11 protein-coding genes and 2 pseudogenes are annotated in these 10,882 nt (G+C 63.7%); 3 read left to right on the forward strand and 10 right to left on the reverse strand.

Annotated elements, in window-relative coordinates; genetic code table 11:
• The 4 genes from Q0693_RS06345 to Q0693_RS06360 form a co-directional block, all read right to left on the reverse strand.
• Nucleotides 1-363, reverse strand: a 363-nt coding sequence (locus Q0693_RS06345; RefSeq protein ID WP_298630062.1) for a MogA/MoaB family molybdenum cofactor biosynthesis protein, incomplete at its 3' end; no start/stop codon positions are given.
• A gap of 132 nt (nucleotides 364-495) precedes the next feature.
• Nucleotides 496-1,317, reverse strand: a complete 822-nt coding sequence (locus Q0693_RS06350; RefSeq protein WP_298630064.1) for a carbohydrate ABC transporter permease — start codon at nucleotides 1,315-1,317, stop codon at nucleotides 496-498.
• Nucleotides 1,314-2,204 (reverse strand): sugar ABC transporter permease, encoded by an 891-nt coding sequence (locus tag Q0693_RS06355; RefSeq protein ID WP_298630066.1) that lies wholly within the window; start codon nucleotides 2,202-2,204, stop codon nucleotides 1,314-1,316. The genes Q0693_RS06350 and Q0693_RS06355 overlap by 4 nt, the downstream gene beginning before the upstream one ends.
• Nucleotide 2,205: 1 nt before the next feature.
• Nucleotides 2,206-3,441, reverse strand: coding sequence for an extracellular solute-binding protein (locus Q0693_RS06360; RefSeq protein ID WP_298630068.1), 1,236 nt, complete (start codon nucleotides 3,439-3,441; stop codon nucleotides 2,206-2,208).
• Between the two features lie 158 nt (nucleotides 3,442-3,599).
• Here Q0693_RS06360 and Q0693_RS06365 point away from each other — a divergent pair.
• The 3 genes and pseudogenes from Q0693_RS06365 to Q0693_RS06370 form a co-directional block, all read left to right on the forward strand.
• Nucleotides 3,600-4,019, forward strand: a pseudogene (locus Q0693_RS06365) (GNAT family N-acetyltransferase); the annotation flags it as partial.
• A gap of 67 nt (nucleotides 4,020-4,086) precedes the next feature.
• The gene (locus tag Q0693_RS10820) at nucleotides 4,087-4,131 is read left to right on the forward strand and encodes a hypothetical protein (protein ID WP_366140528.1); all 45 of its coding nucleotides are present in this window, start codon (nucleotides 4,087-4,089) and stop codon (nucleotides 4,129-4,131) included.
• 24 nt (nucleotides 4,132-4,155) lie between these two features.
• The gene (locus Q0693_RS06370; RefSeq protein ID WP_298630072.1) at nucleotides 4,156-5,355 is read left to right on the forward strand and encodes an SLC13 family permease; all 1,200 of its coding nucleotides are present in this window, start codon (nucleotides 4,156-4,158) and stop codon (nucleotides 5,353-5,355) included.
• On the opposite strand, the gene Q0693_RS06375 is transcribed toward Q0693_RS06370, so the two are convergent.
• The 6 genes and pseudogenes from Q0693_RS06375 to Q0693_RS06400 all read right to left on the reverse strand — a co-directional run bounded on the left by Q0693_RS06375 (nucleotide 5,347) and on the right by Q0693_RS06400 (nucleotide 10,779).
• A complete protein-coding gene (locus Q0693_RS06375; protein ID WP_243029943.1) occupies nucleotides 5,347-6,651 on the reverse strand; it encodes an amidase in 1,305 nt (434 codons plus the stop codon). The two genes, Q0693_RS06370 and Q0693_RS06375, sit on opposite strands and share 9 nt — an antisense overlap.
• Nucleotides 6,632-7,861: a tRNA uracil 4-sulfurtransferase ThiI gene (thiI, locus tag Q0693_RS06380; RefSeq protein ID WP_298630077.1), complete on the reverse strand. Its 1,230-nt coding sequence runs from the start codon at nucleotides 7,859-7,861 to the stop codon at nucleotides 6,632-6,634. Before thiI ends, Q0693_RS06375 begins: the two co-directional genes overlap by 20 nt.
• Before the next feature lie 3 nt (nucleotides 7,862-7,864).
• Nucleotides 7,865-8,293 carry an NUDIX domain-containing protein gene (locus tag Q0693_RS06385; RefSeq protein ID WP_298630079.1) on the reverse strand — a complete coding sequence of 143 codons (429 nt, stop codon included), beginning with the start codon at nucleotides 8,291-8,293 and terminating at the stop codon, nucleotides 7,865-7,867.
• Between the two features lie 36 nt (nucleotides 8,294-8,329).
• Nucleotides 8,330-10,339, reverse strand: a complete 2,010-nt coding sequence (locus Q0693_RS06390; protein WP_298630081.1) for a molybdopterin oxidoreductase family protein — start codon at nucleotides 10,337-10,339, stop codon at nucleotides 8,330-8,332.
• Nucleotides 10,340-10,343: 4 nt separating this feature from the next.
• Nucleotides 10,344-10,667, reverse strand: a pseudogene (locus Q0693_RS06395) (carboxylesterase/lipase family protein); the annotation flags it as partial.
• Nucleotides 10,636-10,779, reverse strand: coding sequence for a hypothetical protein (locus tag Q0693_RS06400; protein ID WP_298630083.1), 144 nt, complete (start codon nucleotides 10,777-10,779; stop codon nucleotides 10,636-10,638). The gene Q0693_RS06400 and the pseudogene Q0693_RS06395, both read right to left, overlap by 32 nt.
• Between the last annotated feature and the right edge of the window lie 103 nt (nucleotides 10,780-10,882).

Here is a 10,882-nt window from a genome sequence, read left to right on the forward strand (position 1 = left end):
CCCCCTTACCCCCGCAAGGCCCCGGGAGAGGGCGGCCATGGGGGTTTTCGCCAGGCCCTTAAGGCGCATGAGCTCGGCAAGGCCCGGCACCTCCTTGTCCAGGAGCTCCCGGGTGGCCTCGGGGGTCTTGTCCCTGGGGGCTAGGCCCGTGCCCCCGTTGGTAAGGATGAGGTCCAAGCCCTCCCGGTCGGCCCAAAGCCGGATGACCTTCTTGATGAGGGGGGGCTCGTCGGGGACGATCTCGTAGGCGGCCACCTCAAAGGGCCCTCCTTCCAAGGCCTCGCGGATGGCCAGGTGGGTGGTGTCCTCCCGCTCGCCCCTATAGCCCTTGTCGGAAACGGTTAGGATGCCCACGCGGAACATTTGTCAAGAGCTTACCCTTTGGAAGACCCTTTGCAAAAGGGTGCGGGTGTAGCGCAGGGTGTCCTCGAGGGCCGTGGCCCTTCCCGGTGGGGGGTAGCGTATTAGCGTATGGTTGTATTTTCTGAAGCTCCCTCAGCCCTTTACCCCCGTGAGAACCACGCCTTCAATGATCTGCCGTTGGAAGAAGAAAAAGACCAAGAGTACCGGTAGCACCGCTAGGCTCGAAGCGGCCATGATCAGGTTCCAAGCGGTGCCTGCCTCCCCAGAAAAAAGGGCAATACCTACGGGAAGGGTGCGCATCTCTGGGGTTTGGACCACGATGAGGGGCCAAAGGAAAGCGTTCCAGTTGCCCAAAAAGGTGAAGATCCCTAACGCTGCCAGGGCCGGGCGTACCAGGGGTAGGCCAATACGCCAGAAGACCCCGAACTCGGAGAGCCCATCCATTCGCCCGGCGTCAAAGAGGTCCTGGGGTAGGGTTGCGAAGAACTGCCGCATAAGGAAGACCCCAAAGGCGGTGATGAGCCCGGGAAAGAGAAGCCCCCAGTAGGTGTTGATCCAACCCTTCTCCGCGCTCATCACATACCAAGGGATGACCAGCATCTCTGTGGGAACCATGAGGGTGGAGAGGATAAGGATAAAGATCAGATTTTTTCCTGGAAATCGGAGTCGGGCCAGGGTATAGCCGGCGAGACTATCGAAGAAAAGCACGGAAAGGGTAGTTAGGGAGGCTACCAGGATGCTGTTCCCAAACCAACGCAAAAAACCCGTTTCCCGGAGCACTACTCGGTAGTTTTCCAAGGTGGGTTCTTGGGGAAAGAACCGAAGGGCGAAGAGCTCGGGGAAGGGTTTGAAAGAAGTAAGGAGCATCCAGAGAAAGGGTAGGACCATGACCCCGCTGCCCAAGAGGAGGAGAAAAAGAACCAGAAAGCTAGTAAGCCTGGCTTGGCTCTTCATACTTCCACCCTCCGGGTGAGGAGCCTGAGCTGTACCAGGGTGATGAGGAGGATGAGGGCAAAAAGGAGGACGGTAACCGCTGCGGCATATCCCAGTTGGAAGCGCAGGAAGGCCAGCTGGTAGATGTAGAGGGCCAGGGTCAGGGTGCTGTTAAGGGGGCCTCCTTGATCGGTGAAGTTCAGGTTGACCACCTGGGTGAAAAGCTGCAGGTAACCGATGGTGCCAATGACCACGGAGAACACTAGGACGGGGTTCAGAAGGGGCCAGGTGATGTGGCGGAACAGCTTCCACCCTTCAGCTCCGTCTATGCGGGCAGCCTCGTAATACTGCCGGGGAATGCTTTCCAGGCCTGCCAGAAAGAGGACCACCTGGAAGCCTAGGTTCTGCCAGACCACCACCCAGGTCACAGTGGGCAGGGCTTGGCTCGGGCTTTGCAAAAAGGGCTGCGGGGAGATTCCCAAGAGGGCCAAAAGCTCGTTGACGAGTCCAAAATGGGGGGAAAGCATCCAGCTCCAAACCCAGGCTACGGCCACCGCTGGGGTCACATACGGGGCAAAGTAGATGGCCCGGAACAGGTCTCGACCAAGAGGAGTTCTTTGCAGGAGGAGGGCGATTATAAGGCCCAAGACGATCTGGCCCGGAACTCCCAGAAGGGTGTAGAGGAGGGTATTCCAGAGGGCCCGGCGGAGAAGGGGGTCTTCCAGGAGCCGGACGTAGTGCTCGAGGCCCACAAAGCGCCTTTGTGCGGGGTCGGCGTGCCACTCATAAAGGGAAAGCCAAAGGGCCTGGAAGGCAGGAAGGATACGGAAGTAGAGGAAAAAAGCTAGGGGAACGGCCAGAAAGACAAAGGCCCAAAGAGCTTCCCGCTGGGCCAGGGTGAGCCGCACCCTACCTCCAGAACTGGTCCAGTATCCTTTGCTCCTCCTCGGCGGCTATCCTAAGCGACTGGGCGGGGTCCATGCCTTGGAGCAGAACCCGATTGATGGCGTCCACCATCACCTTGCGCTGGGCAGCTTCGTCCACAAAGGGGGTAGCCTTGGCGTAGGCCAGGCTCAACACGAAGGGGCCATAGATGGGATGGAGGGAGAGCTTGGGGTCCCGGATTAGGTTTTTGCTGGCCGGGAGTTCCCCCACTTTCTCCAGCCAGTAGCGCTGGGTTTCCTCGGAGGTGATGAAGGCCAGGAACTTAAGGGCGGCTTCCCGCTTGGGCCCGGTGGCCAAAGGGGTGAGGCCGTGCATCCAGAAGGAGCCGAAGTTGGCCTTTCGCCCTCCTGCCCGTTCCAAGGGCAACTCCGCCACCCCAAAGTTGAAGCGGGCTCCTTGTTGGATGGTACCGATGGCGAAAGAACCGTCCACGATCATGGCGATCCTACCTGCGATGAACCCGTCCCGGTAGCCGTTGTTTCCGGGGAAGAAACCGGGGACCCCGATCTCGTGTTTGCGCACCCAGTCGGTATAGAAGCTGAGGGCTTTAAGCCCAGCCTCGTTTTGGTAAAGGACCCGTTTTCCGTCATCGGAGTAGGGCTTGCCTCCGAACTGTCGCACCAAGACCTCCCGGACCAGGTGATGGTCCTGCCCATCGGGGGCGATCCCGTAGCCGATTTGAGCGAAGCGCCCACCTTGTTTTACGGTGAGTTTTTGACCTATAACGATAAACTCCTCCCAAGTTTTGGGAGGGTTGGTAATCCCCGCCTGGCGGAAAAGGTCCTTGTTATAAAAAAGGGCCAGGCTCCGTACCGCGGTGGGTACTCCATAAAGTTTTCCGCCCACTTTGGCGGCCTGGGCCATGGCCACGAAGTCTCGGTCCAGGCGCTGGATCCAGTCATCGGGCAGGGGCACCAGATACCCGGCCTTGACCCAGGTAGGGGCCCAGCCATAGTACAGGTTCACCACGTCCGGCCCTTGGCCCGCAGGTATAGCAGCGGCCACCTTTTGCTGGAAGGCGTCGTAGGGAAAGGTTTGGTGCACCACTTTGATGCCCGGATTTTGGGCCTCAAACCGGCGGATGAGCTCGTTGATGGCCTCCACCTTGCTGCGGAACTCGTACTGCCAATAGGTGATGGTGATGTTTTGGGCTAGGGCTATAGAGAAAAACAGGAAAAGCAAAACCAGAGCTCTTTTCATGGTTAGCCTCCTTTCGCTGCCATTCTACTACGGGCCTTGGCAAATGATCCGGATGCGTTTTCCCAGGTAAACCTTAGCAAGCTCGCGGATTGCCAAGGCCAACCCGGTTCCAGGTGGGTTGCCGCGCATGGGGCCCGGCGGGTCCCATAATGGGTAGCATGTGGGTTTTCCCCGAAGTTTTTAGGGGCCGGTACGTGCGTTTGGAGACCTTGTCCCTTGCCCACCTCCCTAGCTTTCAGGCCCAGTTTGACCCCGAGGTCTACCGCTACATGAGCCATCGGGTGGAGGGGCCGAAGGACCTAGAGGCCCACCTCGAGGCCCTTCTTTCCGAGCCTGGCCGGGTGAACTGGGCGATCTTCTTGGGAGGGGAGCTGGCCGGGCGGATTTCGGTTATCGCTCCCGATCCCAAAAACCGCAAGCTTGAACTTGGAACCCTCATCTTTAAGCCCTTCTGGGGTAGCCCAGCCAACAAGGAGGCCAAGTATCTTCTCCTGGTCCATGCCTTTGAGGGGCTTTCTGCAGAAAGGGTGGAGTTCAAGGTAGACCCCTTGAACCTGCGAAGCCAAGGGGCCTTAGAGTCCTTGGGGGCGGTGCGGGAGGGGATTTTAAGGCGAAACCGCCTTTTGGCGGATGGCCGCTTCCGCGATGACGTCATCTATAGCCTCCTGCGGGAGGAGTGGCCCCGGGTAAGGGCTAGGTTGGAGGAGAAGCTCTATGGCGTTTTCCCAGGAGATACGGGAAGGGCTTAGCCTCCTGGTTCTTCTCCTCACCTACCTGGGCCTGGCCCTAGGGGGGCTTCCCGGGTACCGCATGAACCGGGCGGGGGTGGCCCTGGTGGGGGCCAGCTTTTTGGTGCTCCTGGGGACCTTGGACCTCGAGGAGGCCTGGGAGGCCCTGGACGCCAAGACCCTCACCTTCCTCTTCGGCATCATGGTGCTTAATGCCCACCTGGGGTATGCCGGCTTCTTCGGCTTGGCGGCGGAGGGGCTTTTGCGATGGGCTAGGACGCCCTTTTCCCTCCTCCTTCTCCTCACCTTCGGAAGCGGCCTCCTTTCCGCCCTTTTCCTCAACGACACCATGGCCCTCCTCCTCACCCCCTTGGTCCTCTCCCTCACCCGGGGCCTGGGGCTCCATCCCGTTCCCTACCTCCTCGCCCTCATGGCGGCGGTGAACACGGGAAGCCTCCTGACCCCCACGGGAAACCCCCAGAACATCGTGGTGGCAAGCCTTTCCGGCATTCCCTACCTGGGGTTTGTCTCCGCCCTTTGGCCCGTGGCCCTCTTGGGCCTCTTTCTTCAGGTGGCCCTGCTGGCCCTCCTCTACCCGGAGGTGCGCTCGTTGGCACCCCTTCCCCCCATGCCCCCCTTGCGCTACCGGTTGCACCGCCCCCTTTTGACCAAGGGGCTTGGGGTGGCCTTGGGGCTTTTTCTGGCCTTTCTCCTGGGCTACCCCATGGCCCAAGGAGCCCTGGCGGCGGCGGGGCTGCTCCTCTTTACCCGCCGCCTTCGCTCGGAGCGGTACTTCCTAAGGGTGGACTGGGAGCTTTTGGTGATGTTTGCGGGCCTTTTTGTGGTCACCGAGGGGGTGCGGAGGCTGGGCTTGGTGGAGCACCTCCTGCCCTGGGCCGCTACCCCTTTGGGGCTTCTTCTGGGCGCTGCCCTTCTTTCCCTTTTGGTCTCCAATGTGCCGGCGGTGTTGCTCCTGGCCCCCTTGGTGCAAGACCCCAGGGATTGGCTTCTTCTGGCAGGGGGGAGCACCCTGGCGGGGAACCTGACCCTCTTGGCCAGCGTGGCCAACCTCATCGTGGCCGAGGGCGCGGGGAGGGAGGGGGTGAGGATTGGCCTTTGGGAGCACCTCCGCTTGGGCCTGCCCCTAACCCTTTTGACCTTGGGCCTGCTCTATGCCCTACTTTAGCCGGGCCTCGAGCCAGCCCCCGATGGCCAGCACCCGGCCATCCTCGGCGTAGGGGCCCACCACCTGAAGCCCCACCGGCATCCCCTCCACCCGGGCGAAGGGCAGGGTGAGGGTGGGCACCCCCAGGAGGCTAAAGGGCAGGGTGAGGGTGATGAAGGCCTCCCGGTGGCTCTTCCTCCCCGACTCCAGCTCCACCTCCTCCGTGCCCAAGGGGGGGGCGGGTAGGGGCTGGGTGGGAAGGAGGAGGGCATCCACCCCCCTCAGGGCCTTTACCAACTGCAGGCGCAAGGCCTCCCTTTCCGCCACCGCATCCCGATAGTCCTTCTCCGTGAGGGAAAGCCCCGCCAAAAGGGCCTCCCGCACCTGAGGCGAAAAACCCTCCGGATGTTCCTTTAAGGCCTTTTCGTGGATGCGGGCGGCCTCGTAGCGCACCAGGCGGGTGTAGACCTCATAGACCCCGGGAAGGGGTAGGGACACCTCCCTCACCTCGGCCCTTAGGGAGGGCAGATCCTGCAAAAGGCTTTGGAACGCCCGGCGCACGCCCACCCCCAGACGGCCCTCCAGGAAGTCCAGGGGCACGCCGAAGGTGGGGTTTTGCGGGCCCTCTAAAGGAATGCTCTCCCCTGCCAGGATCTCCGTGAGGAAGTGGGCATCCCGTACCGTTTTGGCGATGGGCCCCGCATGGTCGGTGGAGCGGGATAGGGGCAGGGCCCCTTCCAGGCTCACCCGGCCGTAGGAGGGCTTGAAGCCCACCACCCCGTTGAAGGCAGCGGGGATGCGGATGGACCCCCCGGTGTCCGAGCCCAAGGAGGCCAGGCCGATCCCCAGGGCCACGGCCACGGCGCTCCCGCTGCTGCTTCCCCCGGCTTGGCGGCTGGGGTCTACGGCGTTGCGCACGGGGCCAGTCCAGGGGTTTTCCCCGGTGATACCCAGGGCGATTTCGTGCATGTTGGTCTTGGCGAAGAGGAGAGCCCCGGCCTCCCGCAGGCGCCTCACCGCCTGGGCCTCCTCGGGCAGGGGGGGCAGGGGGGCCCGGGTTCCGGCATGGGTGGGCATGCCCTTTACCGGGAAGAGGTCCTTCACCGTGAGGGGGATGCCGTGCAAGGGTCCCCGGACTTTTCCCCCCCTCAGCTCCTCGGTAAGCCGCTGGGCTTCCTCCTTGGCCCCTTCCGCGTCCAGGTAGGCTAGGGCGTTGCGGTCCTGGAAGGCCCGGGCCCTTTCCAGGGCCTCTTCCAAAAGGGCCAGAGGGGTGGTTTCGCCCCTTTCCAGAAGGGCTTTAGCCGTCAAGAGGTCCATGCCCCATTATAGGGGCCTCCTCTTGGGCCTCCGGTAGGGGTTTTTGCCCTGGCCAGGTGTAGCGCACCACCTCCCGGCCCTCCAGGGCCAAGGCCATGAGGGCCTCGGTATCTAGGTGGCGTTCCGCCTCGAGGACCACGGAAAGCTGGGCCCGGGTCACGGGGTGCTTGGGGGCGAAAAGGGTGCAGCACTCCTCGTCGGGGAGGATGGAGATGGGGTAGGTGCCGATGCGCTCCGCCTCGGCCTTGATCTCCACCTTGTCAAAACCGATCAAGGGGCGGAATACGGGAAGGGTGGCGGCCTGGTTTACAACATAGAGATTCTCCAGGGTTTGTGAGGCCACCTGGCCTAGGCTGTCCCCCGTGCAAAGGGCCAAGGCTCCTTCCTCTTGGGCGATGGCCTCGGCGATGCGGAGCATGTAGCGGCGGTAGAGGACCACCCGGTAGGCCTTGGGGGCCTTGACGATGATCTCCCTTTGCACCTCGCTAAAGGGAACCAGGTGCAGGCGGATGCGGTGCTGGAAGCGGGCCAGGCGCTCGGCGATGGCCTTGGCCTTTTCCCGGCTTTGCCCGGAGAGGAGAGGAAAAGGGTGGAAGTGCACCAGGACCACCTCGGCCCCCCGGCGCATGAGGCGGTAGGCGGCCACCGGGGAGTCAATCCCCCCAGAGAGCAAGGCCACCACCTTTCCCGAGACTCCAGGGGGAAGCCCCCCGGGCCCCGGGTGGCGCTCCACCTCCAGAAGGGCGGCATGGGGCAGGACGCGCACCACCAACTCCCGTTCCGCCCCCTTTAGCTGCACCTTGGCCCCCGTCTTCTCCTTCACGAAGGCGCCCAGGAGGCGCTCCATCTCCGGGGAGGTGAGGGGGAAGGTTTTGTCGGAGCGCTTGGCGGTGATGCGGAAGCTTAAAAAGCGCTCTCCTTCCAAAACCCTTTCCAAGGCGGCCTCGAGGGCCTTCAGGTCCGGAGGCGTGCGCAGGACCCGGGCGAAGCCTTCCACCCCCAGGGTGTCCTGTAGGCGTTCCTTAGCCTCGGGCCAGGCTTCCTCGGGCAGGTGAAAGAGAAGGGCCATGGGCCACGCCGCCTCCAGCCGGGCCCCCGTGCCCTTTAGGGCCTCCTTCACATGGGCCTTGGCCTTCTTGAGGAAATGGGGGCGGTTGCCCCCTTTTAGGGCCAGCTCGTGGAAAAGGTTGACCAGAAGCAGGGTTTCCATGGCTTATGGGCAAAGGCCTTTCACCGCCAGGTAGAGGCGGCTACACAAGGAGCCTTCTTGGGCGGCCTCCTTAAGGTCTTGAGGGGTGCCGAAACGGTAGGCCCGGTAGTAGGTCTTCCCGGGCTGGGGCTCGGGCAGGAGGGGCTCGGTGAGGAGCCTGGCCTCCACCACCCAAAGCCTTAGGGTGTAGGCCCTCCGCTCCTCCACCCCGAAGGCCACGGGCTGGAGAACCTCCACGGGGGAGCCCAGCTTTTCCCAGCCCACCCTCAAGGCCCCTTCTTCCACGCTTTCCCCCTCCTTTAGGCTCACCGCTGGCAGGCCCCAGGCCCCGCCGAACTCGGGGTCCTCCTCGGGGCGCTTCACCAGGAGGAGGCCCTTATGGGACCAGGCGGCCAGGGCCACGGCGTGCTTAAGGGGCTTAGGTACCTGCACCCAACCAGGGTAGCAAAACTGTAGCCCAAGTGGCAATCAGGCCAGGCGGAGGGGCTCCACCTCCACCGGGGTGGAGTGGAAGGTGCTGCCGCCCCCTAAGTCGGTGAGGGTTTCCGCGGTGAGGTGGTTGATGCCCTTGCCATCCGGGGCCCACTTCTCCCACCAGGTGCCCTCGAGGACCACCGTGCCCGGCATGGGGGCCTCCGTCACCTGGGCCTTGCGCACCACCCTCCCTTGGGGGGAGTGGATGTAGACCAGCATACCGTCGGTGATCCCCCGTTCCCTGGCGTCCTGCGGGTGGATGAGGAGCCTGGGCTCGCCGCCTTCCGCCTCCATCAGGGCCCGGAGATTCCCATAGGTGGTGTTGAGGAAGCGGTGGGCCGGAGGGGTGAGGAGGATTAGGGGGTAGCCGGGAAGGGCCTCCGTGGGGATGACCTCAGGGGGTGGGCTAAAGCGCACGGGGCCCTTCTGGAAGGGGAGGAAAGGCCTGGGAACCTTAAGCTTCACGAAGCCTTCCGCCCTTAGCCTTTCCAGGGTGAGGCCCTCCAGGTAAGGGTGGTCCGTGGCCAGGAGGCTTCTGGCCACCTCCTCCGCCGTCCAGTAGAGGGTGGGTTCCTCGAGGCCAAGCCGCTGGGCAAGTTCCCGGAAGACCCAGGTGTTGGGCCGGGCCTCCCCCAGAGGCTCGGCCAAGGGCTCGTTCCAGGAGAGGTAGTAGTGGCCGTAGCTGGTGTAGAGGTCGGGGTGCTCGTAGAAGAAGGTGGCGGGCAGGAGGTAGTCCGCGTAAAGGGCGGTTTCCGTCTGGACCTGCTCCAGCACCACCGTGAAAAGGTCCTCCCGCAGGAGGCCCTCCTTAACCCCTGCCGTGTTGGGGGCCACCACCAGGGGATTGGAGTTAAAGACAAAAAGGGCCCGGATGGGGGGCGTAAGCCGGGTTAAGGCGCTGGCCAGCTGGTTCATGTTGATCCGGCGCACCCTGGGGTTGGGGCGGAAGTAGCCCTTGTGGGGGCGATCTCCTTCCAGAAGGTGCCTGCCCCCAAGGAAGCGTTTGTTGAGGGCAAAGGCCCCGCTGGTGGAAAGCAACGCCCCGCACCCCGGGTAGCGCCAGGCCCCCAGGAGGGCGGGGAGGAGGATGACGGCCCTTAGGGCATTCCCCCCTCCGGGGTGCCGGGTCATGCCGTAGCCCACCCTTAGGAAAACCCGTTTGGCCTCCCCCATCTCCCGGGCCAGGCGCTCTACCGTCTCCTTGGGCACCCCGGTAAGGGCCTCGGCCCTGTCTGGAGGCCAAGCCTCGGCCTCCCTTTGGAAGTCCTCCACCCCGGTGGCGGCCTCCCTTAGGTACTCCCAGTCCACCAACCCTTCCCGGAAGAGCACGTGGGCCAGGGCGTAGGCCAAGGCGGCGTCGGTGCCGGGGCGGAGCTTGAGGTGCTCATGGGCGAAGCGGCTGGTGTGGTTTTCGTAGGGGTCTAGGTGCACCACCTTGGCCCCTTGCCTTCGCGCCTCCTTGAGGAAGGGAGTGAGGTGGCTGTGGGTGGTGAGGCTGTTGATGCCCCATAGGAGGATGTAGCGGGCGTTGGGCACCTCCTCAGGGTCTGGGCCCAGCTTAGGCCCGTAGGTCATCTCCCAGGCGGCGCTTCCCGCGGCCGAGCAGATGGTTTCCTCTAGCTCGCTGGCCCCGATGGCCCGGAAAAAGGCCAAGGGGTGCTGGTTTTCTATGAGCCCCATGGTGCCCGCGTAGTGGTAGGGAAGAACGGCCTCGCCCCCGTAGGCGTCCAGGATGAGCCTCAGCCTTTCGGCAATCTCCTCTAGGGCCTCTTCCCAGGAGACCCGGGCAAAGCGGCCTTCCCCCTTCCTGCCCACCCGGCGCAAGGGGTAGAGGAGGCGCTCCTGTACCCTTTCGGGGTAGCGGTAGGTTTTGGCGCAGGCAAAGCCCTGGGTGATGGGGTGGCGGGGGTCGCCTTCCACCCGGGCGAGGCGGCCCCCTTCCAGGGTGAGGAGGAGGCTACAGGCATCCGGGCAGTCCAGGGGGCAGGTGGCGCGGGGCTTCATGGGCCTATAGTAGCCCTAAGGCCTCGAGGAGGCCACACCGCTCCCCGTAAGGATCGGGGAGGAGGCCTATGGGCTCGTCCAGCCGTAGGAGGTACCCTTCCCCATACTGGGGCCAGCGGGGCCAGCCTCGAGGCTCCCCTTCCCGGGCGAAGCTGGCCCAGTAGCGGCGCATGCGCTTCCCCAAAACCTCCGCCTTGTCCCGGGCCTCGGCGCTGAGGAAAAGGGGCAGAAAGGGCATCTCCTCCAGGTTTCCAAAGAGGGGGGCCAGTTCCAGGCCGTGGAAAGCCCCCAGGCCCTCAAAGCCGGGTACGCGGAAGGTGAGGAGAAACCTTCCCCACCTGGCCTTGGGCGGGGCCCAAGGGGGTCTGGACCACCACCTCCTGGGCTAGGGCGAGGCCCAGGGCCAGCGCGGATGCCATAAGGAGGGCAAGGGGGGGCATATATAAATCGTATCCAGAATATACCCGAGGGTGTCAACCCTGGGGGCGAGGCATAATGCCAAGGGATGGAGGGCCTCGAGGCGTCCTTCTGGTCCCTGGGCCT

Source organism: uncultured Thermus sp., from assembly GCF_938010445.1.
GTDB classification, from domain to species: domain Bacteria; phylum Deinococcota; class Deinococci; order Deinococcales; family Thermaceae; genus Thermus; species Thermus altitudinis.

Excerpts from the sequence above, each read along its gene's own strand:
- Q0693_RS06360 (WP_298630068.1), bottom strand. The coding sequence starts at position 3,441 with ATGAAAAGAGCTCTGGTTTTGCTTTTCCTGTTTTTCTCTATAGCCCTA.
- Q0693_RS06390 (WP_298630081.1), bottom strand. The coding sequence starts at position 10,339 with ATGAAGCCCCGCGCCACCTGCCCCCTGGACTGCCCGGATGCCTGTAGC.
- Q0693_RS06350 (WP_298630064.1), bottom strand. The coding sequence starts at position 1,317 with ATGAAGAGCCAAGCCAGGCTTACTAGCTTTCTGGTTCTTTTTCTCCTC.
- Q0693_RS06375 (WP_243029943.1), bottom strand. The coding sequence starts at position 6,651 with ATGGACCTCTTGACGGCTAAAGCCCTTCTGGAAAGGGGCGAAACCACC.
- thiI (WP_298630077.1), bottom strand. The coding sequence starts at position 7,861 with ATGGAAACCCTGCTTCTGGTCAACCTTTTCCACGAGCTGGCCCTAAAA.
- Q0693_RS06400 (WP_298630083.1), bottom strand. The coding sequence starts at position 10,779 with ATGCCCCCCCTTGCCCTCCTTATGGCATCCGCGCTGGCCCTGGGCCTC.
- Q0693_RS06370 (WP_298630072.1), top strand. The coding sequence starts at position 4,156 with ATGGCGTTTTCCCAGGAGATACGGGAAGGGCTTAGCCTCCTGGTTCTT.